At 64.2% G+C, this 26,724-nt stretch carries 26 protein-coding genes and 1 tRNA gene; 16 read left to right on the top strand and 11 right to left on the bottom strand.

The features are described 5' to 3' along the window. Positions 1-87: 87 nt before the first annotated feature. The 5 genes from HU770_RS05070 to HU770_RS05050 all read left to right on the top strand — a co-directional run bounded on the left by HU770_RS05070 (position 88) and on the right by HU770_RS05050 (position 4,075). Entirely contained in the window at positions 88-393 is a 306-nt protein-coding gene (locus HU770_RS05070; protein WP_186655089.1) for a PepSY domain-containing protein, read from the top strand. Then, entirely contained in the window at positions 393-707 is a 315-nt protein-coding gene (locus HU770_RS05065) for a PepSY domain-containing protein (RefSeq protein WP_186655086.1), read from the top strand. Before HU770_RS05070 ends, HU770_RS05065 begins: the two co-directional genes overlap by 1 nt. Then, positions 708-1,376: a response regulator transcription factor gene (locus HU770_RS05060; protein ID WP_033699056.1), complete on the top strand. Its 669-nt coding sequence runs from the start codon at positions 708-710 to the stop codon at positions 1,374-1,376. Continuing rightward, on the top strand, positions 1,373-2,692 hold the full coding sequence (locus tag HU770_RS05055) for a sensor histidine kinase (protein WP_186655083.1): 1,320 nt from the start codon (positions 1,373-1,375) through the stop codon (positions 2,690-2,692). The genes HU770_RS05060 and HU770_RS05055 overlap by 4 nt, the downstream gene beginning before the upstream one ends. Positions 2,693-2,917: 225 nt before the next feature. Then, positions 2,918-4,075 carry an HPP family protein gene (locus HU770_RS05050; RefSeq protein ID WP_186655080.1) on the top strand — a complete coding sequence of 386 codons (1,158 nt, stop codon included), beginning with the start codon at positions 2,918-2,920 and terminating at the stop codon, positions 4,073-4,075. On the opposite strand, the gene HU770_RS05045 is transcribed toward HU770_RS05050, so the two are convergent. Continuing rightward, positions 4,049-4,915, bottom strand: a complete 867-nt coding sequence (locus HU770_RS05045) for a LysR family transcriptional regulator (protein WP_186655077.1) — start codon at positions 4,913-4,915, stop codon at positions 4,049-4,051. The genes HU770_RS05050 and HU770_RS05045 overlap by 27 nt on opposite strands. 180 nt (positions 4,916-5,095) lie before the next feature. Here HU770_RS05045 and HU770_RS05040 point away from each other — a divergent pair, with 180 nt between their 5' ends. Next, complete coding sequence (locus HU770_RS05040) at positions 5,096-6,985, top strand: propionyl-CoA synthetase (protein WP_186663192.1); 1,890 nt, start codon at positions 5,096-5,098, stop codon at positions 6,983-6,985. 34 nt (positions 6,986-7,019) lie between these two features. On the opposite strand, the gene zapE is transcribed toward HU770_RS05040, so the two are convergent. Both zapE and HU770_RS05030 read right to left on the bottom strand, forming a co-directional pair. Continuing rightward, a complete protein-coding gene (zapE, locus tag HU770_RS05035) occupies positions 7,020-8,093 on the bottom strand; it encodes a cell division protein ZapE (protein ID WP_047581101.1) in 1,074 nt (357 codons plus the stop codon). Between the two features lie 114 nt (positions 8,094-8,207). Further along, positions 8,208-8,450, bottom strand: coding sequence for a hypothetical protein (locus HU770_RS05030; RefSeq protein ID WP_186655053.1), 243 nt, complete (start codon positions 8,448-8,450; stop codon positions 8,208-8,210). Positions 8,451-8,722: 272 nt separating this feature from the next. Here HU770_RS05030 and HU770_RS05025 point away from each other — a divergent pair. Next, positions 8,723-8,797, top strand: a tRNA-Gln gene (locus HU770_RS05025). A gap of 126 nt (positions 8,798-8,923) precedes the next feature. Here the strand turns inward: HU770_RS05025 and HU770_RS05020 are convergent. From HU770_RS05020 to HU770_RS05010, 3 genes are read right to left on the bottom strand one after another with little or no spacing between them, the layout of a single operon-like run. Beyond that, a complete protein-coding gene (locus tag HU770_RS05020) occupies positions 8,924-11,311 on the bottom strand; it encodes a response regulator (RefSeq protein ID WP_047581098.1) in 2,388 nt (795 codons plus the stop codon). Between the two features lie 13 nt (positions 11,312-11,324). Further along, on the bottom strand, positions 11,325-11,786 hold the full coding sequence (locus HU770_RS05015; RefSeq protein WP_186655050.1) for a response regulator: 462 nt from the start codon (positions 11,784-11,786) through the stop codon (positions 11,325-11,327). A 15-nt stretch (positions 11,787-11,801) separates the two neighbouring features. Then, positions 11,802-14,051, bottom strand: coding sequence for an ATP-binding protein (locus tag HU770_RS05010; RefSeq protein WP_186663191.1), 2,250 nt, complete (start codon positions 14,049-14,051; stop codon positions 11,802-11,804). A gap of 296 nt (positions 14,052-14,347) precedes the next feature. Between HU770_RS05010 and HU770_RS05005 the strand changes: the two genes are divergently transcribed. From HU770_RS05005 to HU770_RS04975, 7 genes are all read left to right on the top strand, one after another. Then, on the top strand, positions 14,348-14,875 hold the full coding sequence (locus HU770_RS05005) for a spore coat protein U domain-containing protein (protein ID WP_186655031.1): 528 nt from the start codon (positions 14,348-14,350) through the stop codon (positions 14,873-14,875). A gap of 30 nt (positions 14,876-14,905) precedes the next feature. Beyond that, positions 14,906-15,442 carry a spore coat U domain-containing protein gene (locus HU770_RS05000; RefSeq protein ID WP_095063636.1) on the top strand — a complete coding sequence of 179 codons (537 nt, stop codon included), beginning with the start codon at positions 14,906-14,908 and terminating at the stop codon, positions 15,440-15,442. An 18-nt stretch (positions 15,443-15,460) separates the two neighbouring features. Continuing rightward, the gene (locus tag HU770_RS04995; protein WP_186655029.1) at positions 15,461-15,994 is read left to right on the top strand and encodes a spore coat protein U domain-containing protein; all 534 of its coding nucleotides are present in this window, start codon (positions 15,461-15,463) and stop codon (positions 15,992-15,994) included. Between the two features lie 3 nt (positions 15,995-15,997). Further along, positions 15,998-16,501, top strand: a complete 504-nt coding sequence (locus HU770_RS04990) for a spore coat U domain-containing protein (RefSeq protein WP_186655027.1) — start codon at positions 15,998-16,000, stop codon at positions 16,499-16,501. Positions 16,502-16,540: 39 nt separating this feature from the next. After that, positions 16,541-17,317: a molecular chaperone gene (locus tag HU770_RS04985; protein WP_186663184.1), complete on the top strand. Its 777-nt coding sequence runs from the start codon at positions 16,541-16,543 to the stop codon at positions 17,315-17,317. A 108-nt stretch (positions 17,318-17,425) separates the two neighbouring features. Then, complete coding sequence (locus HU770_RS04980) at positions 17,426-19,723, top strand: fimbria/pilus outer membrane usher protein (protein WP_186663312.1); 2,298 nt, start codon at positions 17,426-17,428, stop codon at positions 19,721-19,723. Beyond that, entirely contained in the window at positions 19,720-20,700 is a 981-nt protein-coding gene (locus tag HU770_RS04975) for a spore coat U domain-containing protein (RefSeq protein ID WP_186663183.1), read from the top strand. Before HU770_RS04980 ends, HU770_RS04975 begins: the two co-directional genes overlap by 4 nt. 16 nt (positions 20,701-20,716) lie before the next feature. On the opposite strand, the gene HU770_RS04970 is transcribed toward HU770_RS04975, so the two are convergent. From HU770_RS04970 to HU770_RS04960, 3 genes are read right to left on the bottom strand one after another with little or no spacing between them, the layout of a single operon-like run. Further along, the gene (locus tag HU770_RS04970) at positions 20,717-21,865 is read right to left on the bottom strand and encodes a carboxypeptidase family protein (protein ID WP_186655019.1); all 1,149 of its coding nucleotides are present in this window, start codon (positions 21,863-21,865) and stop codon (positions 20,717-20,719) included. Between the two features lie 55 nt (positions 21,866-21,920). Continuing rightward, the gene (locus HU770_RS04965) at positions 21,921-22,163 is read right to left on the bottom strand and encodes a hypothetical protein (RefSeq protein ID WP_033699033.1); all 243 of its coding nucleotides are present in this window, start codon (positions 22,161-22,163) and stop codon (positions 21,921-21,923) included. Beyond that, entirely contained in the window at positions 22,156-22,923 is a 768-nt protein-coding gene (locus tag HU770_RS04960; RefSeq protein ID WP_186663182.1) for a VacJ family lipoprotein, read from the bottom strand. Before HU770_RS04960 ends, HU770_RS04965 begins: the two co-directional genes overlap by 8 nt. A gap of 168 nt (positions 22,924-23,091) precedes the next feature. Here HU770_RS04960 and HU770_RS04955 point away from each other — a divergent pair, with 168 nt between their 5' ends. Continuing rightward, entirely contained in the window at positions 23,092-23,802 is a 711-nt protein-coding gene (locus HU770_RS04955; protein ID WP_186663181.1) for a response regulator, read from the top strand. After that, positions 23,799-25,154, top strand: a complete 1,356-nt coding sequence (locus tag HU770_RS04950) for an ATP-binding protein (RefSeq protein WP_186654997.1) — start codon at positions 23,799-23,801, stop codon at positions 25,152-25,154. The genes HU770_RS04955 and HU770_RS04950 overlap by 4 nt, the downstream gene beginning before the upstream one ends. Before the next feature lie 14 nt (positions 25,155-25,168). On the opposite strand, the gene HU770_RS04945 is transcribed toward HU770_RS04950, so the two are convergent. Together HU770_RS04945 and dkgB are read right to left on the bottom strand one after the other, a co-directional pair. Continuing rightward, the gene (locus HU770_RS04945) at positions 25,169-25,633 is read right to left on the bottom strand and encodes a DUF1348 family protein (RefSeq protein ID WP_033699026.1); all 465 of its coding nucleotides are present in this window, start codon (positions 25,631-25,633) and stop codon (positions 25,169-25,171) included. A 162-nt stretch (positions 25,634-25,795) separates the two neighbouring features. Next, positions 25,796-26,599 (bottom strand): 2,5-didehydrogluconate reductase DkgB, encoded by an 804-nt coding sequence (gene dkgB, locus HU770_RS04940; protein ID WP_186663180.1) that lies wholly within the window; start codon positions 26,597-26,599, stop codon positions 25,796-25,798. Positions 26,600-26,724: the final 125 nt, after the last annotated feature.

Genomic DNA, 26,724 nt, shown 5'->3' with positions numbered 1-26,724 from the left:
GGCGCCAGCTGTTTTCAGGTTGAATTAAGGACCGCTGGGTAATCTTAACCCCGTAGACAACTTGAACATCTCTCAGGAGAGAACCTCATGAAGACTTTGACTGCCCTGTTCGCTGCCGCTGCTCTGGCTGTTGGTGCCAACGTTGCCCTGGCCGATGTGCCGGCTCACGAAATCAGCGGCCTGGAAAAAGCCGGTACCGTTCAGTCCCTGCAGAAACTGGCTGAAACGGCCAAGGCAAAACACCCGGGCTCTACCATCACCGATTCGGAGCTCGAGAACGAGTACGGCCGTTACATCCTCAAGGTCGAACTGCGTGATGCGCAAAACGTCGAGTGGGACGTCGATCTGGACGCCAAGACGGGTGAAGTACTGAAGGACAAACAGGACACCTGATGAAAGCGTTACCGCGCAAGGCTCGCTACCTGGCCCTCGCGCTGATGGCTGTCTGTTCGCTGGCGGTTGCCCGTGACCTCGATCAGGATGAAGCCCTTGAGCTGCGGCAAAAGGGCGTCATCCTGCCGCTTGAGCAATTGCTTGACTCAGCCCTGGGGCGTTACCCCGGGGCGCGTCTGCTGGAGGCAGAGCTGGAAGAAAAACACGGCCGCTACGAATACGAGGTCGAGCTGCTGACCCCTGCCGGGGTGGTGCGCGAGATCAAGCTGGATGCCCGCAGCGGCGTGCTGCTCAAAGACGAGGAAGACGACTGAATGCGCCTGTTGCTTGTCGAGGACAATGTGCCGCTGGCCGATGAACTGATCGCCGGCCTGCAACGCCAGGGCTATGCCGTGGACTGGCTGGCCGACGGCCGTGATGCGGTGTACCAGGGCCAGAGCGAACCCTACGACCTGATTGTCCTCGACCTCGGCCTGCCGGGCTTGCCGGGGCTCGATGTGCTGGCCCAGTGGCGCGCCGGCGGCCTGGCCACGCCGGTGCTGGTGTTGACCGCGCGCGGCTCCTGGGCCGAACGTATCGAGGGCCTGAAGGCTGGGGCCGACGATTACATGAGCAAACCCTTCCACCCGGAAGAGTTGCAGTTGCGCATCCAGGCATTGCTGCGCCGTGCCCGCGGCCTGGCCAATCAGCCCACCCTGGAAGCTGCCGGCTTGCACCTGGATGAAAGCCGACAGTGCGTGAGCCGCGATGGGGCCGATATCCAGTTGACCGCCGCCGAGTTTCGGCTGCTGCGCTATTTCATGCTGCATCCGCAGCAGATCCTCTCCAAAAGCCACCTGGCCGAACACCTCTACGATGGCGAGACCGAGCGCGACTCCAATGTGCTTGAAGTGCATGTCAATCACCTGCGTCGCAAGTTGGGCCGCAGTGTGATCGAAACCCGTCGCGGGCAAGGCTACATCTACGCCGGGAACGTCGCGTGAAGTCGATCCAGGCGCGCCTGAGCCTGGGGCTGGTGGCGGTGCTGGTGGTGGTGGGCGTGGTGCTGGCGCAGCTCACCCTGTGGTTGTTCGAGGCGGGCCTGCAGCGCTACCTGGAAAACGGCCTGCGCAAGGAAAGCGAGAACCTGTTGGTGGCACTGGTGCGTGGCCCTTCGGGGTTGCAGCTGGATGAGCGGCGTATTTCCGGCGCTTATCAGCGGCCGTTTTCCGGTTATTACTTTCGCATCGATTTTGACCAAGGTACCTGGCGTTCGCGCTCGCTGTGGGACCTTGACATGCCCAAGCCTGCTGCGCCCGGCCTTTCCGATAGCCACGAGCTAGGCCCTGAGGGCCAGCAATTGCTGGCGCTGCGCGCTGACTATCGACGCCTTGGCCAGGATATCTCGATCAGTGTGGCGCAGGATTACTCACCGGTGCGCGAAGGCTTCCGGCGCATGCAGCAGATCGGCCTGGGCATGGGGCTGGTGGCCTTGATACTGGTGCTGGTACTGCAGCGCATCACGGTGAAGCGCTCGTTGCGCCCACTGGAGCGAGCCCGTCAACAGATCGCCCAGTTGCAACAGGGCCAGCGCTCCCAGCTGGATGCCGAAGTGCCTGTGGAACTGGCACCGTTGGTGGGGCAGATCAACCATTTGCTGAGCCACACCGAAGACAGCCTGCGCCGCTCGCGCAATGCCCTGGGCAACCTGGGCCATGCGCTGAAGACGCCGTTGGCGGTGCTGCTGAGCCTGGCGTCCAGCGAGCGCTTGCAGGGGCTGCCCGACGTGCGTGAGCAGATGCGCGCACAGCTTGAGCAGATTCAGCAGCGCCTGGTGCGCGAACTCAACCGGGCTCGCCTGGCGGGCGATGCCTTGCCGGGTGCCCAGTTCGACTGCGATGCCGAATTGCCAGGGCTGTTGGGTACCTTGGGGATGATCCACGGTGAAGGCCTGGTGCTTGAGCGGGACGTACCGCCTGGGCTGTTGCTGCCCTGGGATCGCGAAGACGTGCTGGAGCTGCTGGGCAATCTGCTGGACAACGCCTGCAAGTGGGCCGACAGCGAGGTGCGCCTGGGGATTGCGCCGCGTGAAGGGGGTTATCAGCTGTGGGTTGACGATGACGGCCCGGGCATCCCTGAAGGCCAGCGTCTGCAGGTGCTGGAGCGCGGTTCGCGGCTGGATGAACAGGTCGATGGACATGGCCTGGGGCTGGGCATCGTGCGCGACATCGTTGAGGCCTGGGGCGGGCGCCTGGTGTTGCTCGAAAGCCCTTTGGGCGGGTTGCGGGTGAATATCGAGTTGCCGCGCCGGGCTCGATAACGCCGGGGCCTGCCAGATCACCACTGCAAAAATATTGCAGTACAGCCGCATTTTTTTGAATTGGCCCTTGTAAGCCCCGCCCGGCACAATCCCCTCACGAAACTTCCCAGTTTCCATCTCTCCACGGACGGAGCCCCTTGCGCTATTGCTTTGGCAATACAGGGCCCAGGCCAGCTCGGCTGGGCTTTCTTTTTCACCAGAAAAACTACGATCCCGATTATTCCAATGCCTGCCTCGCGTTCCGAAAGTCGTCTGCAGCGGCTGTTGCCTGCGCCCCTCAATACATCCCCTAAAGAATGGCTGCGTGCTGGAGCCGGTGCACTGCTCGGCCTGTTCCTCGCCGGCTGGCTGACCAGCCTGGCCTACGGCCCTGGCATCGCCTTGCACCTTCTAGGCCCCTTGGCTGCCTCGGCAGTGCTGGTATTTGCCGTGCATTCCGGCCCTTTGGCCCAGCCTTGGCCAGTGCTGGGCAGTTACGCCCTGGCGGGCGCTGTCGGCCTGGCCATGCGCCAGGGCTTCGGGCCTGAGCTGTGGGTGGCTGCCGCAGCCCTGGCGATCTCGGTGCTGTTGATGTGCCTGCTGCGCTGCCTGCACCCGCCGGGCGGTGGGGTGGCGGTGAGTGCAGTGCTGGCCGATTCGGGGCTTACGGCCCTGGGTGACCATCTGCTGGAGCCGGTGCTGCTCAATGCGCTGATCCTGGTGGCAGTCGCGGTGCTCTACAACCGTTTGACCGGCGTGCGCTACCCCAAGGGCAATGCCCCGCGCAAAGAGCTGCATCACACCCATGACCCATTGCCCAGTGAGCGCGTGGGGGTCAGCGGCGCCGATCTGGACCAGGCGCTTGAAGAGTTGGGCGAGTTCGTAGACGTCACCCGCGACGAGCTGGAACGCATCATCCTTGCCACCGAGCAGCATGCCCTGCAACGCAGCCTTGGCGGTATCACGGCGGCATCGGTGATGTCCCGGGATGTGCAGTTCGCGTCACCCGACACCACCCTGGAGCAGGCGTGGACGATGCTGGCCAGTCACCACCTGAAAACCCTGCCGGTGCTGCAGCACGGCAAGTTGGTAGGCATCGTCAGCCTCAGCGACCTGGTCGGGCCGGCCATGCAGCGGGGGCAGTTCCGTTGGCGCGGCCTGTTCGGGCGCAAGGCGGTGCGCATGGCGCAGGTGATGAGCCGGCGGGTGATCAGTGTCAGCAGCCAGCACCCGCTGGAGCGCCTGTTGCCCTTGCTGTGTGAACAAGGGCTGCACTGCTTGCCGGTAATCGACGCTGGCCAATTGGTCGGGGTGGTCACCCAGACCGACCTGATCGCCGGCCTCAAACGCCAGTTGCTCAGCGCCGCAGGCAATGCTTCAGATCACCGGGTCCCAGCGCTGTGACCAGTCGCTGGCGCCGGCGGCCACCAGCCGGCGCAGTATCGCGAATGCCTGTTGCAGGGCCTCGCTGTCGCGCTTGCGCGGGTACACCAGAAATGTCGGGTAGGTGAATTCTGGTGCCTGGGGTACCCGCTCGAACACCCCGCTGTCCAGATAGGCCTGCACTACGCGGGTACGGAAGTAGCCGCTGCCGCCCTGGTCGAGGATGAACTGCAGAGCCAGGGGCCCGAGGTTGAAGCTCAGTGCCGGGCGCGCGCAGTCGGGCAGGGCAGCGTCGTGCTGGCGGCGGAATGCCTCCCCCCAGTCGATGTAGATGTACGGGTCTGGCTGGTCAACCCGGCGCACGCGGATCAACTTCTCTTCCATCAATTGCTCCACCTGCAGGCCCGGCCCGTAGGTCGGCTGATACACCAGCGCGGCGTCCAGCAGACCCATCTCCACCTTGCGCAGCAGCGACTCGCCATCGCTCACCTCGCTGCGGATGGCATGGCTGGGCAGTTCGCGGTGCAGGGCGCTGACCCAGTCGAGCATCATCGGGTTGCCCAGGCTCACTTCGCCGCCCACATGCAGCACCTGCTGGCACCCTTCAGGCAGCGGCAGGTCGCGGCGCGCTGCCTCCCACGTCTGCACCAGCTGGTTGGCATAGCTGACGAAGGCCTCGCCATCGCTGGTCAAGCTGGCGCCGTTGCGGCTGCGTACGAACAACTGGCAGCCCAGTTGCTGCTCCAGGCGCTGCACCCGTGCAGTGATCGCGGTCTGCGACACGAACAGGCGCTCAGCGGCGGCGACCAGGCTGCCGCAACGCACGATTTCCAGAAAGGTACGGGCCTGTTCGATATCCATGGGGTGCTCAGTGGCGGAAGGGGAGGCCTATTCTAGAGAATTTGCACCGTTATGGGGCGTATTGGCGTTGTCTGCAAATTTGCAGGTCGGTTGTGACTTTAGTCCCATGGCGGCCCCGGTGTGGCGGTCCATACTCAAGTTTCGCCCTTCAATAACAACAAGTACCGGGTTTTCTACGCCATGAGCTATCAGCACAGCTACGCCCATTCCATTGCCGACCCTGCCGCATTCTGGGCCGAACAGGCCGCGCACCTGGCCTGGCACCGCACGCCTTCCCTCACCTTGCAGGACAACCCGGACGGTACCCACCGCTGGTTTGCCGACGGCCGCCTGAACAGCTGCCACCTTGCCCTCGACCACCAGATCGAACAAGGTCGCGGCGAGCAGTTGGCGCTGATCTACGACTCGCCTGTGACAGGCGTGCAACAGGCGTATACCTATCGTCAGTTGCGCGACGAGGTGGCACGCCTGGCGGGCTTGCTGCGCCAGCTGGGGGTCAACAAGGGGGACGGGGTGATCATCTACATGCCCATGGTGCCCCAGGCGGCCATGGCCATGCTGGCCTGCGCGCGGATCGGTGCGGTGCATTCGGTGGTGTTCGGCGGTTTTGCCGCCAACGAACTGGCCTTGCGCATCGATGATGCCCGGCCCGCGTTGCTGCTGACGGCGTCCTGTGGCCTGGAGTTCGACCGGGTGATCGAATACAAGCCGTTGGTCGATCGCGCCCTGCAATTGGCCCGCCACCAGCCGCGCAATGTGCTGGTATTGCAGCGGCCCCAGGCCCGCGCCCCGTTGCAGCCTGGCCGCGACCTCGATTGGCAGCAAGCGCTGGCAATGGCCAAGCCGGTCGCCCCTGTCGAGCTGGATGCAGGTGACCCGCTGTACATCATGTACACCTCCGGTACCACCGGGAAGCCCAAGGGCATCGTGCGGGAAAACGGCGGCAACGCGGTAGCGCTGTGCTATGCCATGCGCCACATCTACGGTATGCAGGCCGGTGACGTGTGGTGGGGGATTTCCGATGTGGGCTGGGTGGTCGGCCATTCGCTGATTGTGTATGGCCCGTTGATGAGCGGTTGCACCACGGTGTTTTATGAGGGCAAACCGATACGCACCCCGGACGCCTCGGCGTATTGGCGGGTGGTCGAGCAATACAAGGTCAACGCCTTGTTCTGCGCGCCGACCGCCATGCGTGCAATCCGCAAGGAAGACCCGGACGGCGCGTTGATCAAAGGGCATGACCTGAGCTCGCTGCGTCAGCTGTTTCTGGCTGGGGAGAAGCTCGACTCCAGCACCCATGAATGGCTGGAGCGGGTCACTGGCAAACCGGTGCACGACCATTGGTGGCAAACCGAGACCGGCTGGCCGGTCACCGCACCTTGCGTTGGGCTGGACGGCAGCGCCGCGCGAGCGGGCTCGAGCAACCGCGCCGTGCCGGGCTACAACGTACGTGTGCTGGACGATGAAGGCCATTTGCTGGGGCCCAACCACCAGGGCTCGATCGTCATCGCGCTGCCGTTGCCGCCCGGGTGCAGCCAGACGCTGTGGGGCGACCACGAGCGCTACCTGCAGGCCTACCTGCGCACCTACCCCGGCTACTACCACACAGGCGACGGCGGTTATCTCGATGATGACGGTTTCGTGTACATCATGGGGCGCACGGACGACGTGATAAACGTCTCCGGGCATCGTCTGTCTACCGGCGAGATGGAGGACCTGGTGGCGCGTCACCCGGCGGTCGCCGAATGCGCGGTGATCGGCGTGCATGACGATATCAAGGGGCAGGTGCCTTTGGCACTGGTGGTGCTCAAGGATGGCGAAGGCATTGCCGAGTCGCAGTTGTTGGTCGAATTGGTGGGCAACGTGCGCGAGGAAATCGGGGCACTGGCGTGTTTCAACCGGGTGCGGCTGGTCAAGCGGTTGCCCAAGACCCGCTCAGGGAAGATCTTGCGGGCGGTGCTGCGCAAGATTGCCGATGGCCAGGACTATGTGCCGCCTTCGACCCTGGATGACCCCGCTGTGCTGGGGGAAATCGAGGCGGTGCTGGCGGACCTGCCGCGGGCGGGTTGAGGCGGGATGCTGGGGCTGCATGGCAGCCCCGGCATCAATCAGGCCCCACCTGATGCAACTGCCCCAGCCGGCTGCGCGTGCGCATCAGGTCGGTAATCGCGCCACCCAGGCTCTCATCCAGCGGACGCTGCCCGATCACCGTCAGCTGCTTGTCCTGGTCATATAGCACATCCACCAGGTTCACGAATCGCTGCTGCGCGGCCAATGAGCAGTCGGACAAATCGCCCAGCCCATCGATGACCCACGCATCGTACTGCGCCGCCAGCGCCAGGTAATCGATCACCGCAGTAGGCTGCTCGCACAGGTCGTCGAAGGCAAACATCACCTGCCGACCTTGATGGGCCAGTGCGCGCAGGCTGCGTTTGTTGATATCCAGCGTGGCAGGCTGCGCGCCCGGCACGTTCAGTGCCTGGCGCTGCTCGGCGGTGCCGGGCCACACATAGTGACCTTGGGTAAACCGCTGGTGCTCGCGGTTGGCTGGCAGGCTGCGAAAATCGGTGTCGCCGCCGACTTCCAGCACCTGCATTCGGCCGTTGATCAGGCGGATCACCGGCAGAAAACGTTCGTGGTAAAGCGGGTTGGGCAACAGCCCTTCCGGTGCGTAGTTCGACGTTACCAATAGCCATATCCCACGCTCGAACAGCGCGGTGAACAGCCGGGTGAGCAGCATGGCATCGCCAATGTCATGCACATGGAATTCGTCGAAACACAGCACTCGACACGCGCCGAGCAGCTCGTCCAGGGTCGCCCCGAGGGCATCGTCCAGCGCCCGGTGGCGGTGCATGCCCTGGTGCAGTCGGGCAAAGAAATCATGGAAGTGCAGGCGCCGCTTGGTCGCAACCGGCACAGCCTGGAAAAAACCGTCGAGCAGCCAGCTTTTGCCCCGGCCCACTGAGCCATGCAGGTAGAGGCTGCGCGGTTGTCCGTTTTCCAGCTGTGCCACCTGCTCGGCCATGCACTGGATGACCCGACGCTGACCCTCGCTGAGCTGGTAGCCACGGCTGCTGGCCTTGTCCTCGAACCAGGCCAGCAATTCGCTCTGAGGGGCAGCGCTTGCGCGCAGGCGCTGGCCGAGCTGACGCAGCGGTGTAGGGATCCAGGCAGGCAAATCGATAGCTCCTTGGTCGAGGGGGCGGGGCGCAGCTTGCGCGAAGGCCGCCATTTTGACCAATAGAGAAAGCAGTGGGCAATGATCGCCAGACGAGATAGGTTCGCGCGGCCCTCAGCCTTTACGTTCCAGTTGGCGCTCGATCATGTACTTCACCGCCAGGCGGCGTTCCTTGAGGTGGCGCAGGTCTTCGTCGACGAAATTGCCAGCGGAGATCGACTCGGCGGCCAGCACTTGGTTGTCGATGTCCATGTACTCGTCCAAGAGCCGGTCCAGGGCCCTGTCCTGCTGGCGACGTTGCTGGACGATTTCGCGGGGGTAGTGCAAGTCCTGGTAAAGGTCGTGTGAGACAGGCATGGGTGCCTCCTTGGTCAATGCAGTGCGCTTATCTGATTGGAAGGGTGAAATACGATTGTGTTGACGCGGGGCAGGGGGAAAGCGACGGGTGGTTGCCGGGGATGGGCGCTTCGCGCCGGTGACGAAGAGTAACTTGCTGTTTTAAAGCATTTTTTTTCATAAAGGGGGTTCACAGCTCTAAAGAATGTTGTTAAAGTGCCGCGCATTCCACGACAACAACCCAGTTGTCAGGCAGTTGGAATTGTCAAAGCAGCAATTGCTGCATCCGATACAGGGGCGTCGCCAAGCGGTAAGGCAGCAGGTTTTGATCCTGCCATGCGTTGGTTCGAATCCAGCCGCCCCTGCCATTTTCTGTTTCACATTACCTATTCTTTTCTCGGTGCTTAGCAAGACAAGCGCCGGGTTTTGTCGTTTCCGGCGTTTGTACCTGCCCATGTCGCCGGTAAGCCGGCGACATGGGCAGGGGGTGCAAACTACGGCGAGGTGCGCAGCAGTTCACTCAGCGCACGCGCCAGTTCATCGGCCTGCACAGGCTTCTGCATCACCAGGCTACCCGGCAACTCCAACCCCTCCAGCTCTGCATAACCGGTCAGAAACACCACCGGCAAACGCGGGTGCCGTTCGCGCGCCGCCAGCGCCAACTGCGCGCCGTTGAATTCGGGCATGGCAAAGTCGGTCAGCAACAGGTCAATCTCGTCATCGAGCAAGGCCAGGGCCTGCTCACCGCTGTGCGCCTGACGCACCTGATAGCCGTACTGGCGCAGCACATCGCCGAGCATGTCGCGTACCAGGTGGTCGTCATCCACCAGCAGCACCGTGCGGTTGTGGCCACTTGCACTGGTCGGCTGGGCAAGCAGTGGGGCCACCGGTTCGCTCTGCACGTGATCCTTTACCGCCGGCAGGTACACTGCCACCTGAGTGCCGCGACCAGGCTCGGTGTCGATGCGCACGCCACCGCCCGACTGCTTGGCAAAGCCGAATACCTGGGCCAGTCCCAGGCCCGAGCCCTTGCCGATGTCCTTGGTGGTGAAGAAGGGCTCGAACACCTTGGCCAGCACGTCTTCGCTCATGCCGCAGCCGGTGTCGCGGATGCTCAGCATCACGTACTCGCCGGGGTCGGGGTCTTCCGGGCGCTGAGGGCGGGCCTCGATGTGGGTGTTGCGGGTCGAGAGGGCCAGTTGGCCGCCGTCCGGCATGGCATCCCGGGCATTGATCGCCAGGTTGAGGATGATCATCTCGGTCTGGGTCGGGTCGGTCAGTGCCTGCCACAGGTTCGGGTCCAGGTCCAGGCGCACCGACACGTTGCCGCCAAGGGTGCGGCGCAGCAACTCCTCAAGGCCGGCCAGGGTCCGGTTCAGGTTCAGTGGCACCGGCTCCAGGCGCTGGCGTCGGGAGAAGGCCAGCAACTGCGAGGTCAGCTTGGCACCCCGTTCGCCCGCTTCGCGAATATGCGTGAGGCGGGTGCGTGCCTTGTTCAGGTCGGCCTTGTTCAGGTCGCGCTCAAGGAAGCTGGCACCGGTGAGGATCACTGTCAGCAGGTTGTTGAAGTCGTGTGCCACGCCAGCGGTCAGTTGGCCGACTGCTTCCAGGCGCTGCATCTGTTGCAACGCGGCCTCGATGCGCTCGCGCTCGGTGATTTGCTCACGCAGGCGGGTGTTGGCCTCGGCCAGCCCCAGGGCGGCCTCGCGCTCGCTGGTGATGTCGCGGGCCACCACATACAGCAGGGTGTCTTCCGGTACCACCACCCAGGACAGCCAGCGCTGCTGGCCGCCGGCATGCAGGATGCGCCCGACGAAGCGCGCGCTGGTGCGGCCGTGGGCGAGGGCGGCCAGTTCGGTGAGCAACAGTTCTTGATCGGGTTCGGGTAACAGGTGCAGCAGCGACGCCTGGCTCAGCCGCTCGCGGGAAAGGCCCAGGCTCGCCTCCCAGGCCGGGTTGAGCGCGACCGGGGTGAGGTCTTTGTTCAACACCGCCAGCAAGTCCTGCGACAGCTCCCAGGCACGGTCGCGTTCACGGGTGCGGCGCTCGACCCGTTCACCGAGCATCTCGTTGAGTTGCTTGAGGGCTTGGGTGGCCTGGCGCTGGGTATGGATGTCCTGCAGCACGCCGGAAAAGCGCACGCACTGGCCGTCGACGAACTGGGTCTGGCCGCTGCTGAGCAGCCAGCGCGGTTCCAGGCCGTCGAGTAGCGCGCTACGGAATTCGACCCGGTAGTGGCCGTCGCTCTCGGAACGCATGGCATGCTGCACGGCGTCACGGACCATGGCGACGTCATCGGGGTAGATGCCGGCCAGGAACACCTCCATGCTCATCTCGGTGCTGGTGGGCAACCCGAACAAGGTTTTGCAGCGGTCGTCCCACAGCAACAGGCCTTCTTGTGGGCGCAGGTCCCAGGTGCCCATGCCGGCGGCGTCGATGGCGATGCGTGCGCGCGCTTCGACATCTGCCAGCGCTTCTTCGGCGCGGCGTCGGCGCTGGCGCTCCTGTACCTCGGTCAGGGCCCGCCGCACGGCCTTGGGTAGCAGGGGCAGGTTTTTCTTCAGCACATAGTCGGTGGCACCCAGGCGGATCATCTCCACCGCGTGCTCTTCACCGTAGATGCCGGAAAGGAAGATGAACGGGGTGTCCGGTGCCAGGCGCTGGGCAATGGCCAGCACGTCGGTGCCGGACGAGCCGGGCAGCACGCAGTCGCAGAGGATCAGGTCGTAATGAGCCTCACGCAGCGCGTGCTCGACCCCTATATGGTCGAACACCAGCTGCGACTCAACGTGCAGCCCGCTGCGCTCCAGGCGCAGCAGGGTCAGCTCGGCGTCCATCGAGCTGTCTTCGACCATCAACAGTTTCAGCGGCGTTGGCAGCATCTTTGCGGTGGCCTCAATTGCTGCTGCGGCGGTTTAGGCGCAGCGAGCCGGGTGGCGGTTCGTTGAGCACGGCCCAGAATATCCCGAGGTCGGAGATGGCGGCGACGAACTCTTTGAATTCCACGGGCTTGACCACGTAGGCATTAACCCCCAGCTCGTAGGCGCGCAGCAGGTCGGGCTCCTCTCGAGACGAGGTCAGCATCACCGTCGGGATACTGCGCAGGTCAGGCGTGGAACGGACTTCCTTGAGCACTTCCAGGCCATCGACCTTGGGCAGCTTGAGGTCCAGCAACAGCACGGCGGGGTTGCCGTCGTCGCGTGCAGCATAGGCGTTGCGGCGCAGCAGGTAGTCCAGGGCATCGGCGCCGTCACGCAGCACGATGACTTCGTTGGCCAACTGGCTGCGCTCCAGGGCCAGCAGGGTGAGCTCCAGGTCCCGGGGGTTGTCTTCTACCAGCAGGATGGGTTTGAGCATGATGGTACAGGGGCCTCATGTAGTCGCGGCGGGCCGCGGGAGGGTGAAGTGAAAACTGGCGCCCTGGTCGATCTGGCCTTGCGCCCAGACGCGGCCGTCATGGCGCTCGATGATGCGGCGTACGCTTGCCAGGCCGATCCCAGTGCCTTCGAAGTCTTCCATACGGTGCAGGCGCTGGAATACGCCGAACAGCTTGTTGGCGTAGGCCATGTCGAACCCCACGCCATTGTCGCGGATGCACACCTCGACTTCGCCCTGATGCACCTGGGCGCTGATTTCGATACGCGCCGGGTCACGCCCGCGGGTGTACTTGATGGCGTTGCCAATGAGGTTCTGCAGCGCCAGGTTGATGAACGCCGGGTCGGCAATCACCTTCGGCAGCGTGGCGATATCCCAGACGATTTCGCGGCCCTGGTAGTCCGGGGCCAGCTCGGTGCGAATGGCGTCGACCAGGGCATTGAGGTCGACATCCGACAGGCGCAGGGCCGAGCGGCCCATCTGCGAGAAGTTCAGCAGGTTGTCCACCAGGCTGCCGGCAAAATGCGCCGCTTCTTCTATATGCTGCAAAAAACGTCGACCGCGTTCGCTCAGGCCCTGGCCCTCGATCTCGCCCAGCAGCTCGGTGTAGCCGGCGATATGCCGCAAGGGCGCTCGCAGGTCGTGGGACACGCTGTAGGAAAAGGCTTCGAGTTCCTTGTTCGAACGGCGCAGCTCGCCTGCCAGTTGCGCCAGCTCTTCGGCCTTGCGCAGGACGATGCCCAGCACGGCGGTGCGCAGTTCAACCACACCTTCGACGATCAAAGGGTCCCAGGGTTGGCAATAACCGCGCACGTCCTCCTGCCAGCGTTCGAAGCTGTGCCGCGGGTCCAGCTGGCCTTGCGGGCCGAGCTGTTTCGCAGGCTGCCCGGCCCAGTTCACCGTGCGCACTTGTTCAGGGCGGAACCACACCAGGTAGTGCGAATGGATTTGCGAGATGGCCACCGCCAGCACACCGCCGGCATGGGCCGCCAGCTCAGGCAACTCGTCGATGTCGCGGCGTACGTTGTCGCTGTGGAATACCGTGTCTTCACCGCGCTGGGCCAACCAATGCACCAGCGCCGTGACTTGCGCTTGCGGTGGCGTCTTGCCGATCAGGTCGCAGCGGTCGGCCGAGATCACCGCAGCGCCGCAGGCGTCGGCGAACTCCAGCAAGACCTCGGGCAGGTCGCGCAGGCCGTCACTGACGCTGTCATGGTCGGCCATCGACGAAATCATGCGCACGATGTGCTGGCGCAGGTCGAGCAGTTTGCGCGTGCTGGCGTGAGACTCGCGCGATTCGATCTGCAGCGACAGCACGCTGGCCAGCAGCTCGCAGGCGGTGCGAGTAGGCAGGCCCACCGGGCGCGGCTGATCGTGGTGACAGGACACCAGCCCCCACAGCTGCCCGTCGACCACGATCGACAACGACATCGACGCCAGGGTGCCCATGTTGCGCATGTATTGCAGGTGCACCGGCGACACGCTGCGCAGCGCAGCGAAGCTCATGTCCAGTGCCTTGCCGGTACGCGGGTTGGCGGCAGGCACCAGCGGCGAGGGCTGGTAGTTGGCGTCTTCGATCACGCGGATACGGTTGACCCGATACAGCTCGCGGGCCTGGCGCGGGATGTCCGAAGCGGGGAAGCACAGGCCCAGGTAGCTGGGGTAGCCTGGGTCGGCCACCTCGGCCAGCACCTGACCGTTGCCTTCGCTGTCGAAACGGTACGCCTTGACCCGGCCAAAACCGGTGATGCGCTTGAGCTGTTGCACCGACTGCTGCAGCAACTCCTCAAGGCTGGTAGCCAGGTGCAGGTTACCGACAAAGCTGCGCACCAGTGGGTAGTAATCACCTTGCTCGGCCGTGTTCGCAAGCCTGAGCACCGGCTCGAACTCAACGATCAGCACCTGGTCGTGACGGTGGGCCATTACGCGCAATGGCTCGGTGCAGGGGGCGCCCTGGCGCAGGCGCACATTGCCTATATGGAAAGGAAAGGCCTCGTCGTCGGGCAGGCGCGCAAGGTGCGCCCGTACATCGAAGGCGTCACTGACCAGGTCGGCAACCGTGCGGCCCAGCAGTTCCCTGGCCGGCAAGCCGAGCCAGCGCTCGGTGTTCTCGCTGGCCTGGAGGATGCGCAGGTCGGTTTCGTCCAGCACCAGCAGAAACCCGTGGGGCTGGATGCTGCCAGGCACCTGGATAGGCTCCTGGGCACAGCGCTCTGCGGCCTCGGCGAATGGGTTGTCTGCAGTCATCAATGAAAACGCTCCTGTCATGCCTGTCCGTGCATGCCGCATCTGTCTGGCACGGGATGAGGGTAGCCATGCACCGTACCAGAATGTCGGCTGATTTGCCGGCTCATGGCCATTGGAGGCACTGTGCGACGAGGGGTTCGCTGATGAAGAAGATTTTTTCCTGACGGCTGTCGAGGAGTGGCCTTGAACACGCGCTATCGCTTTCTCGCTAGTACCAAAAAAATGGCTTGAAGCCATCAATGATATTCCAACGCGCTGCTACGCTCAGGTGAGCACACAGCGACAAGGATTATCAAGTGACGGAACGCTTTGTGGTCGCGTTGTTGGGCCTGATGTTGAGCGGCAGTGCCGTAGCGGCTGACTTTCTCGTGGAAGTGCGGGTGCTGGTGCAGCGCGGCTGCATGCTCGTCAACCAGACGCGCGACGCTGGCGCACAAGCGTTGGGTCGGATCGACCTGGGTAGCGCTGCGCGTCTGGATGGCCCTGATGCGCCCTTGAGCGGTGTACTCCTCAACCAACGGCCGCCACGCCTTGAATGCAACCCTGACACGCCCTACCAGGTGCGGGTCGATGGCGGCCAGCACGGTGGCGCAGGTGAGCTGCGCTTTCTGGCCAACGACGACGCCAAGGCCCGGCCCATTCCTTATCGCTTGTACCGCGACGCTGCCTGGCGCGAACCGGTTGCGGTCGATGTGGCGCATTCGGCACGGGTGCCGGACAGCGGGTCCATTGAACTGCCGTTATACGCCCGTATCGACAAACTGGCCTGGGTACCACGGGCAGGCCTGTATGGCGACCTGCTCAAGATCACGGTCACTTGGTAGGGACGCCACCATGCGCAAGGACGCGACGCCATGAACCGCACCTCGATCCTGCTGCTTACCCTTGGCCCACTGCTGTTGCCCGGCGGTATGGCCCATGGCACCACCACCGGTTTCATCCAGGCACGGTTGGTGATCAGCGCGGCCTGCCAGATCAGCAGCGGCACCGACCAACCCGCGACTCTGGGCAACCCCGGCCTGATGGACTTCGGTGAACGCGGCCCGAACTGGGACCAGCCACTGCGCAGCCGGGTCGACGAAGTGGCTGGTGAAGGCAGCTTGCAGATCAGCTGCACGCCCGAGGTGCGGGCCTTCAATGTGCGGATCAATGGCGGCTTGAATGGCAGCGACGGTGTGCGACGCCTGAGCAACGGCCGTGAACTGATCCCTTATCAACTGGCGGTAGACCCAGGCGGCAACAGCCGCTACGGCATCGGCCAGGCGCGCGCCTTCACCATCAGCAGCACCCAGCAGATTCCGATTCCGATTTACGGTGTGGTGGTGGCGCAACCGCGCGCGCTGCCTGCCGGGCTGTACCGCGACACCCTGAGAGTGACCCTGGACTGGTAACCACGCAAGGAGACTCCGATGCGAACGAACCTCACCCACTGCATCCTCGCCGGCCTCGGTTTGGCCTTGGCTTCCCAGGCCCAGGCCGCCACGGTGACTGGCAACATCACCTCGACGCTGACACTGATCTCGGCCTGCCAGGTCAACGGCAGTTCCGCGAGTTCAGGGTTGAACTTCGGTGCCCTCGACTTCGGTACCCAGGATGCTCTGTTCGGCACCGCCAACGCACAAGTGCTTGGCGGTAGCGGTGGCGCCATGAGCATCCTGTGCTCGGCGGGCACCATACCGGCGATCCGCGTGCGGGCCGGTACCAACGATGGCCAGTCCAGCGGCGGGACGCGTGCGCTCGCCGACGGTGCCGGCAACTTCGTGCCGTATGACTTCTACACCGACACCGGGCGCACTCAGGTGCTGGATATCGACGGCACCATCACCTTGCCGACCAGCACCGGCGTGGCGCAGACCGTCAACCTGTACGGCCAGGCACGCGGCAAGGCGGGGCTGCCGGCGGGGGTGTACACCGACACCGTGGCGGTCGAGCTGACGTTCTGAGCCATGCGCGCCTGGCTGGCAGGTGGCCTCACGGGTATCGCTGTGCTGCTGGCGACGCCCCTGGGTGCGGCGCCCACCAGCACGTTCCAGGTGTCTGCACAGATCGTCGCCGGCTGCCTGGTGGTCGGGGGCGTGAGCAATTACGGGGCCCTCAACTTCGGCACCGAGTCGGCGCTGGCCAGCGGTACCCTGAGCACCTCGCTGGGGGGCAGCACGGTGACCTTCCAGTGCACCCCAGGCGTGGCCTTGAGCATGAGCCTGGACGGCGGGCAGAACAACGCCAGCGGCACCCGCAACCTCAAACGCACAGGCGGCACGCAAGTGCTGGCCTACCAGTTGTACCGCGACGCGGCCTACAGCCAAGCCTTTGGCATCGGCCAGAGCGTGGCGGTCAGTTACACCGACCCCATGGCGATCAAGTTGCCGGTGTATGGCCGAACCCAGTTGACCGGCACGCTGCCGGCAGGGACCTACACCGATGTAGTGCAAGTGACGGTGACCTGGTGAAACAGCCGGCACCAATGACAGCAATCTAAGGAGAGTGGCATGGGGGCAGGCGCGAAGTGGGCGCATGGTTTGATCGGGTTGTTGCTGCTGGCAAGCCTGCCGGCGGGGGCCGCCACCTCGGTGCTGATCTGGCCGATTGATCCGGTGCTGGAGGCCGACCAGAAGGCCGGTGCGCTGTGGCTGGAAAACCGCGGCAGCGCCCCGGCCAACTTGCAGGTGCGGGTGTTCGCCTGGCGCCAGGGGGATTACCAGGAGCAGTTTCAGCCGCAGCGCGACATCATTGGCAGCCCGCCAGTGGCCAACATCGCCCCTGGGCAGAAGCAGCTGATTCGCCTGACCCGCACCGGCAGCTCGCCCGCCGGCCAGGAGCAGGCCTATCGCATCATCATCGATGAAATCCCCCCGGCGATACCGGCCGACCCCGCCAGCCAGGGCGCCACGGCCGCCATCCGCCTGCAGATGCGCTACTCGGTGCCGCTGTTCGTCTACGGCGAAGGCTTGTGGGGCAAGGCCGATCCCGAGGGCAAGCGCAACGCCGAGGGCGTGGGCAAGCCGCAATTGAGCTGGCGCGCGGTGACGGTGCAGGGCAAGCCCTACGTGGAACTGCGCAACACCGGCCCGGTGCATGCGCGCCTGACCGACATGGTGGTGCAGCAGGGCAGCCAGAGCAAACCATTGGCCGAAGGCCTGCTGGGCTATGTGCTGCCCGGTGCCAGCATGCGCTGGCCTGCACCACTGGCGCCGAGCGCCGGCAGCGTGCTCAAGGGGCGGGTCAATGGCCAGAGCGCGGCGGATGCCATCCGCCAAGGGCAATGAGCCAGCAATTGAATGAAGGGCAGGGGCCAGGGAGGACCCGGCAATGGTTGGAAACCGTGTGTGAACTGGCTGTCGGCGACAACGCGCCGCTGGTGCCTGGGGCTGACCATGTTCGGCCCCTGCCTGGTGCTGGCCAACGACCTGCCGCCACCGCCAACGGAGATGTCCGCCACCGCCGATGCCACGCTGTACCTCGACCTGCTGGTGAACCAGATGCCCAAGGCTGAGCTGGTGCCCGTGCAACAACGGGCCGGGCGCCTGTACCTGAGCAGCGATGTGTTGCGGGCTGCCGGTATCAGCCTGCCGGGCGAGCCCCAGGGCGAACTGGCCCTGGATGCGGTGCCGGGCTTGCACACCGACTACGACAGCGCGAACCAACGCCTGCTGTTGCAGGTACCACCCGCCTGGCTGCCGGGCCAACAGGTCGGCGACCGCAGCCTGTACCCGGCCAGCGATGCACGCAGCAGCTTCGGCGTGTTGTTCAACTATGACCTGTACCTCAACGATACCGATGAAGGCGGCACCTACCTGGCGGCCTGGAATGAACTACGCCTGTTCGATAGCTGGGGAACCTTCTCCAGCACCGGTCAGTGGCGTCAGTCGTTCAATGGTGCGCAGGCCGACCAGACGCGCCAGGGCTTCCTGCGTTACGACAGCACCTGGCGCTTCACGGATGAACAACGCCTGCTCAGTTACGAAGCCGGTGATTTCGTCACCGGTGCTTTGCCCTGGACCAGCTCGGTGCGGGTCGGCGGCCTGCAACTGTCGCGAGACTTCGGCGCCCGTCCCGACCTGGTCACCTACCCACTGCCTGCATTCGCCGGTGAGGCGGCGGTGCCGACCTCGCTCGACCTGTTCATCAACGGCTACAAGTCCAGTACTACCGAGCTGCAGCCGGGCCCTTACACCCTGACCAACGTGCCGTTCATCAACGGCGCCGGCGAGGCAGTGGTGGTGACCACCGACGCCCTTGGCCGGCAGGTGTCGACCACGCTGCCGTTCTATGTCACCAGCAGCCTGCTGCAAAAAGGTCTGTCGGACTTTTCGGTAGCTGCCGGTAGCCTGCGCCGCGACTACGCGGTGCGCGACTTCAGCTACGGCCCAGGCGTCGCCTCGGGCAGCCTGCGCTATGGCCTGAGTGACAGCTTTACCCTCGAAAGCCACATCGAAACCTCTGAATCGCTTTTGCTGGGCGGGCTGGGTGGCAACATGCGAGTGGGCAACTTCGGGGTGCTCAACGCGGCCTTGGCGCAGAGCCAGTTCGAGGGCGAGAAGGGCCATCAGGTCGCCCTCGGCTACCAGTACAACAGCCAGCGCATCGGCTTCAGCTACCAACGCCTGCAGCGCTATGGCGACTATGCCGACCTGTCACGGGTCGACAGCCCGGACATGCAGCTGAGCCAACGCAGCGAGCAGGCCACTGTCAGCTTCAACCTCAACGAATACGGCAGCCTCGGCGCCGGCTATTTCGATGTCCGGGCCGGGGACGGTTCGCGCACCCGGCTGATCAACCTCAGCTGGAGCAAGTCGCTATGGGGCAACACCAGCATCTACCTGTCGGGCAACCGCGAGGTTGGTGACAGCCAGTGGGCCGTGCAGGCGCAACTGGTGATTCCGTTCGACTTCAATGGCACCTTGGCCATGAGTGTGGAGCGCAGCAAGGAAGGCGAGGACCTGCAGCGGGTCAATTACAGCCGTGCGGTGCCGGTGGGCGGTGGTGTCGGCTACAACCTGGGTTACGCCACCGGTGGCAACCGCGATGCTTACCGCCAGGCCGATGTCACCTGGCGCCTGCAGTCGGTGCATTTGCAGGCCGGTGTGTATGGCAGCAGTGGCGAGATGACCCGTTGGGCTGATGCCAGTGGCTCACTGGTGTGGATGGACGCCGGGGTGTTCGCCGCCAACCGCATCGACGACGCCTTCGTAGTAGTCAGCACCAATGGCTATGCCGATGTGCCGGTGCGCTACGAAAATCAGCAGATCGGCCGCACCGACAGCAATGGCCATCTGCTGGTGCCTTACAGCAGCGGCTACTACCGGGGCAAGTATGAAATCGACCCGATGGACCTGCCGCCCGACATCCTGGCGCCGGAAGTGGAGCAACGCGTGGCGGTCCGTCGGGGCAGTGGTTACTTGCTGGAGTTCCCGATCAATCGTGTGCTGGCGGCGAGCATTGAACTGGTGGATGGCAACCAGCAGGTGATCAAACTCGGCAGCCGCGTGACCCATGAGGAAAGTGGCAGCCAGGCCGTGGTTGGCTGGGATGGGTTGGTCTACCTGGAGAACCTGTCGCCGCACAACCGCCTGCAAGTTGCGCTGGAGGGGGGCGGGCATTGCCAGGTTGAATTCGACCTGCCTGAAAGTGCAGGGTCGATCCCCTTGATTGGCCCATTGGTGTGCCGATGAAGGCCTGGCAACGAAGGTTATGGGCCAGCGCGCTGCTGCTGCTGCTGCTGCTGCCGGCAGGCGTGGCATGGAGCAAATGCACGTCAGTGCCAACGGTGCCCGCGACATTTGGCACCATCAGTTCGACCTTGGTGCGCAGCACGGTACAGACCGCTTTCAGCAGCAATTCGGGGTTGCAGTGCAACGGCTCGGTGCTCAGCGTGCTCGGCAGCGGCGATACCTTCAAAGCGACCATACTTCCGGCCACAGGTGGCTTGGTCGGCCCCACAGGCGACGTCATCCCCTACACGTTGTATGCCGACAGCAGCACCAACTACCCGATCACCCGGGGCGTGGCCTTCGATTTCGCCCGCAACGGCATTCTCGACCTGCTCGGGTTGCTCAATGGTACGCCCAAGGCGGTACCGATCTACATGCGGACCCAGGTCGGCAGTAACGTTGCGGCGGGGCTTTATCAGGAAACGCTGAGCGTCGGCTGGGCCTGGAACTATTGCGACGGCATCGGCATTGGCGGCTTGTGCATTGGGCGCGACAACAGTTCTGGCACCCAGCCGCTCACGGTCAGCCTGACGGTGAGCAACGACTGCCAGATCACCACCCCCGCCATCAGTTTCGGCAGTGCACCCGTGGTATCGGGGTTTGCCACGGTGAACCAGGGCGTAAGCCTGACATGCACCAAGGGTACCAGCTACACGGTGGGGCTGGATGACGGGCAGAACGTGTCTGGCGGGCGGCGCAGGATGAAATCTGCAGCCAACAACTACCTGGCCTACGATATTTTCAAGAGCGCCAGCGCGGTGCGCTGGGGCTCGGTCACCGGTGACCGGCGTTCGAGCAGTGACGCCGACATCAACCCGGGGGCTGGCACCGGCACGGGCAGCCAGGTGTTCAACTACAACGCCAAGGTGTACACCGACCAGGCCACACCGCCGGAGGCCACCTATACCGACAATGTGACGCTGGATGTGCAGTTTTAGCGGTCGGCCCTTGCGATCAACGCAGGTCGTCAACCATTTTCAGCAACGTCTCCAGCACAGCCCCGGCCAATGCCTTCGACCGCGCCCCCGACCACCCGGCAACCGGATCAGGCGCATCGTCATGGTCCTTGAACGGCATCTCCAGCGTCAGTGACAGGCAGTCATGGGCCATCCCCACGGCATTGCACGCCAGCGTGGTATTGGCCTGCCCAGGCTCATCGCGCGTGTAGCCATGCACGGTCTGGAAGTCAGGCGTCACGCTGCACAGCGTGCTACGGAACTGTTCCTCCAGCGTCGCCAGGCGTGGCGTGTAACCGGGGTTGCCTTCACACGCTGCGGTGAACACGTGGGGGATTTCTTCATCCCCATGCACATCGATGAATGCATCCACGCCGTACTGCTTCATCTGCGCCTGGGCAAAGAATACCTCGGGGCTGAGTTCGACGCTGGCGTCCTGCCAGGCGCGGTTGAGGTCCTTGCCTTTGAAATTGGTGCGCAGATGCCCGAGGAAGGCACCGTCTGGGTTCATGTTGGGGATCAGGTACAGGTCGGCTTTTTCCAGGAGTTGCCGCACCTTGTCATCGTTTGCTTGCAGGCGGTCGATCACGCCCTCCATGAACCACTCGGCCATGTGTTCGCCCGGGTGCTGTTGGGCGATCAGCCACAGCTTGCGTTTGCCGGGTGCGCCGTTGCCGGCACGCAGCAAAGGGATGTCACGGCCCTGCACGCTGCGGCCGCATGCCAGCAGCTCGACCCCCGGAATTTGCCGTGCGCGTTCGATCAGTTGGTTGTGGCGGGCGCGAGGGTAAGGTTGGAAGTAGGCGAACCAGACCTGTTCGTGCTCAGCGTTCAGCTCGAACGACAAGGCCTTGCCATCGAACTGGCTGGGTACGCGGAACCAGGCCTGCTGGTCGTAGGAGGCCACCGCGTTGTAGCCGGCCCAGGCCTGCTTGTACGATGATTCGGAGGCGTTATCCAGGCTGAAGCGATGGACCTGCCCCGGTGTCAGCCCGCTGACCTTGAAGTGAAACCACTGGAAGTGGCCGCTGTGGGTGTCCGGGCGGATGGCCAGGTGCACCTGGGCAGGGTTGCTGGCATCCAGTACCTGGATGTTGCCGGAATCAAAATCGCAGTCGATCTGCAGGGGGGACAGCGTCACGGTCATCGCCGGGCTCCTTGACGGGCTTTGTTGTGGGGTTACTGTACACCGAAAAACGCCATCAGCATGGCTCGCCTTCTGCGCCTTCCCTGGCCATCCACTTCAACAGCGTTGCGATGGGCACGCGGCGGTGCACTTCGTGCCGCTGCTGCGCAGCTGCCTCGCCAGAGCGTTCGCGATAGCGGCTGATGATCAGGTCCCGGCCATCCTCGGAGACCCGGGCCTCCAGTTCGTGTAGCAACTGTTGGCGGGCGTTGCTCTCCAGGCGCCTGAACAGTACCACGGGTGGTTGTGCATCACGCATCGGCCGGCACCCCCTGGCAGCGCGCTGGCTGGTCAGCTTTGCCCTCGGCCACCCGCTCGGCACGCTGCTGGGCAGTGTAGTCGCGCACGGCCTGATAGTAGTCTGGCTGAGTGCGCAGCCTGTCGGTCAGCGGCAGCACGTCGGCGCGGCCATCCACCAGCCCACCTGCCGTTGCCGCGTTGCCCAGGGTGTCGACCGTGTCGCTGTTGTCGCCAAACGGCGCGACTGCAATGCCCAGCACCCTGCCGGTTGCATCGCGCAGGTTGTGCGTGCCGAGCAACGGCAGTTCGACGATCGGGCCATCGGCAATGTTCCACACACCGAAGGTCTGGCCAAAGTCCGAGGTGTGTCGGGCTAGCCCCATCTTCCCGGACACATCGACCAGGCCTGCCACGCCCAGGGTCGTGTTGAAGGTGAAGCGTGCAAGGCTGGTCATTGCCCGCTCGCCATTGCCTTGCAGCAGGTCGTTGAGAAAGACCTTGGGCTCGCCGAAGTTGGCGACGAAGTTGTGCACGCCCTGCTGGGTGAAATCAGGCAATGCGCTATAGCCACGGGCGATGGGTGCCAGCAGGTAGTCATCGACACTTCGGTTGAAGGCGAACACGGCGCGGTTGGCGGGTTCGGCGGGGTCGCTGAGTTGATAGGCCACAGGCCCGCAGGCACTGGCAGGCGGCCGCTGACTGCAGCCCGCGGCGGCGAGCAGTGACAGGGCGAGTAGGGCATTGCGGGCTGAAGACCAGGCATGAGGGAGGTTGGGCATGGGCGCATTCCTGACAAGAACTGGCGCCGATGGTGTGGCCGATTGATTGCCTGGGAATGTCCGGATTGCTTCGCGGTTGTCACTTTGTTTCTGGGTTGAAATATATGACGGCAGCTGCGCGATGGCCGTACAGTAAGCCTTTACTGTCCCTGTTCGCGGTGCCCCGGTGTGAGCCATTTGCTGATTGTCGACGATGATGTCGAAGTACTCGACCTGCTGCAGAAGTTTCTCCGTCAGCATGGTTACGAAGTCGATGTGGCCAGTGATGGCAAAGGCCTTTGGCAGGCGCTCGAACGGCGGGTGCCAGACCTGGTCATTCTTGATGTGATGCTGCCGGGCGACAGCGGCCTGGTGCTGTGCCAGCGCTTGCGTGCCGAATACAAGGTAGCGGTGATCATGCTCACCGCCATGGGCGAGCTGAGCGACCGTGTGGTCGGGCTGGAGCTGGGCGCGGACGACTACCTGACCAAGCCGTTCGCTGCCCGTGAGCTGTTGGCCAGGGTGCGGGCGGTGCTGCGCCGGGCAGGCGAAAGCGCGAGCAGCCCACCCGCTGACGTGCGTACGGTACTTGAGTTCTCGGGCTGGCAACTGGAGGTACTGCGCCGTGAGTTGCGCTCGCCAGAGGGCGTGCTGATCCCCTTGTCCACGGGCGAATTCGAACTGCTGCTGGTGTTTGCCGAGCACCCCAGGCGCGTGCTCAGCCGCCAGCAATTGCTGGACCTGGCGCGGGGTAAAGCGCACGAAGCCTATGATCGAAGCATCGATGTGCAGGTGAGCCGGCTGCGGCGCAAGCTTGAGCGCGATGACGACTGCGAGCCGCTGATCCGCACCTTGCGCAACGTCGGCTACCTGTTCAGCGCCAGCGTGAGCAAACGATGAGTCCGCTTGCCTGGGTGCGCAAGGCGCTGCCGCGACCGCGGGTCACCATCGCCCGCTGGATTGCACTCACCACCCTGGCTGCCATGCTTAGCCTGCTGCTGCTCAAGTGGCTGTTCAGTGTGCTGCTCAGTGTGTGGGCGCAACCGCCGTTGCTGGAAAGCGGCCTGATCGACAAGGTTGCCTCGGTCGCCCGCATGATCGACGCCGCGCCTGCGGCGCAGCGGCCGGCCCTGGCCAGCGCAGCGGGTGATGCGGCCTACAGCGTGCAATGGCTGCGGCGGCATGCCGACGCTGGCTTGCCGACCCTGGCCGATAGCGAATTTCGCGAAGGCGCGCCGACCTTGCGTGCGCTGTTGAAGCGCCCGGATGCGCAAATCGAGGTCTTCGGACCGCAGGATCTGCCCGCGCAGGCGCAGCAGCGTGGGTATGCCCTGCTGATCGAACTGTCGGACAAGTCGTGGCTGCTGTATCGCGCCAGCGACCGCAGCTGGGGGCTGGATGAACTGCCGCGCAACCTGATCATTCTGGCGTTGATGATTGCCTCCAGCCTGGCCTTGGCGCTGCTCGCCACGCGTTACCTCGCCCAGCCTCTGGAGCGTTTCGCCGAAGGGGCGCGGCGCTTTGGCAAGGACTTCAACGCGCCGCCGATACCGGTAGTCGGCCCTTACGACCTGCGCCGGGCCATCCTTGCCTTCAACGCCACGCAGGCCCAGCTCAAGCACTTTCTCGATGACCGCACGCAAATGCTCGCCGCCATCTCCCATGACCTGCGCGCCCCGCTGACCCGCATGCGCCTGCGCGCCGAGTTCATCGAGGACAGTGAACTGCAGGCCAAGTTGTTCAAGGACGTGGACGAGATGCAGGCGATGGTCGACGCCGCACTGCAGTTCTTCCGTGACGATGCGCGGCTGGAGCCGAGCACGGCGTTTGACCTGGGCGAATTGCTGTCGACGGTGGTGGATGACTTCAGGGATGCAGGCCTGGACATCCGCCTCAGCGGCCCGCGCCGCTGCGTCTATGCGGGCCGGCCCATCGGCATCAAACGGGTGGTGGTGAACCTGATCGACAACGCAGTGAAGTACGGCTGTGAGCCGACCGTGCAGTTGCACGTTGCTGACGAGCACCTCGTCATTGCGGTGCTTGACCGAGGGCCGGGCATTGCTGAGCCGCTCCAGGCGCGCGTTTTCGAGCCTTTCTACCGCATCGAAGGCTCGCGCAACAAGGACACCGGCGGGGTGGGCCTTGGCTTGCCGGCGGCACGCGCCATCGTGCTGGAGCAGGGCGGCAGCGTGACCCTGAGCAACCGCCAGGGCGGCGGGCTTGAGGTCAGGGTCACACTGCCGGTCGGTTGACCGGGCCGCCGTGCTCAGAGCCCCAGGTCACTGAGGCCAGGGTGATCGTCCGGGCGCCGGCCCAGGGGCCAGTGGAACTTGCGATCCGCTTCGGCTATGGGTTGCTCATTGATACTCGAATGGCGGTTGTGCATCAGGCCATCGTCGGCGAACTCCCAGTTCTCGTTACCATACGCGCGGAACCATTGGCCGCTGTCATCGTGGTACTCGTAGGCGTAACGCACGGCAATGCGGTTGCCGGTGAAGGCCCACAGCTCCTTGATCAGGCGATACTCCAGCTCATGGTTCCACTTGCGTGTCAGAAAGGCCTGCACCTCGGCCCGGCCACGGGGGAACTCGACGCGGTTACGCCACACCGTATCGGGCGTGTAGGCGAGTGCCACCTTGGCCGCGTCGCGGCTGTTCCAGCCGTCTTCGGCGAGGCGGACTTTTTCGATGGCGGTTTCGCGGGTGAAGGGGGGCAGCGGTGGGCGGGGCATCGTAGGCACTCCTGAGGTGATTTGCACCTGTTCAGAGTAGTCACCGAGTCTGGTGAGGAGAATGGGTGCGTTTGACACTTCATAGTTGCGGGCTGCGGAACAATGCGCTGTACGGGGTAATATCGAGTTCTGGCACCGTAGCGCAACCCAGGTTCAGCCGGCTCAGTCCCAGTGCGGCGCCAGGCCGTCGGGGCTGACTTCGCGGCCATTGCGCTCGAGGGTGGCAATGCGCGCCATGTCGTCGGTATCCAGGTGCAGGTCACGGGCGAGCAGGTTGCTGGCCAGGTTTTCGCGCTTGGTGGAGGACGGGATTACCGCATAACCCATTTGCAGGGCCCAGGCCAGCGCGACCTGCGCGACGGTGGCTTTGTGCTTGGCGGCGATTTCGGCCAGCAGCGGGTCCTTCAGGACCTTGCCATAGGCCAGGGTCATGTAGGAGGTGACGGTGATGCCCTGTTCCTTGAGGAAAGCGCTCAGCGCGCTGTTTTGCAGATAAGGGCTGAGCTCGATCTGGTTGGTGGCGATTTCGCCCTTGCCCACCACTTCGATGGCCTGGCGGGCCAGGTCGATGTTGAAGTTGGACACACCGATCTGGCGGGTCAGGCCCAGCGCCTTGGCCTCAGCCAGTGCAGTCATGTATTCGGGCAGCTCGATGCCATTGCCCGGTGCGGGCCAGTGGATCAGCAACAGGTCGACATAGTCGGTGCGCAGTTTGGCCAGGCTTTCGCGCAGGCTGGGGATCAGTTTGTCGGCTGCATAGTTGTCGACCCAGATCTTGGTGGTGATGAACAGCTCGCTGCGCGCCACGCCGCTTTCGGCAATGGCCTGACCCACGTCGGCTTCGTTCTTGTAGATCTGTGCGGTGTCGATGGCGCGGTAGCCCAGTTGCAGTGCCGAGCTGACCGAGTCGATGACGGCTTGGCCGTTGAGGCGGAAGGTGCCCAGGCCGAAAGAGGGAATGCTCATGGAAGTGCTCCTGTTGAGTGAGACTGTTCGAGTGGGCAGCAGTGTGCGGGGTTCAGGTGAAATGATTAAGGCGGGTCTGGGCGAAGGTCATTTGACTTGTAGTCACGAATGGCGGGGGTGACCGT

Origin of the sequence: Pseudomonas sp. SWRI68 (genome assembly GCF_014269165.1) — a bacterium.
GTDB lineage: Bacteria > Pseudomonadota > Gammaproteobacteria > Pseudomonadales > Pseudomonadaceae > Aquipseudomonas > Aquipseudomonas capeferrum.
The sequence above is the reverse complement of the archived record's forward strand: the minus strand, read 5'-3'. Positions and strand labels throughout refer to the sequence as shown.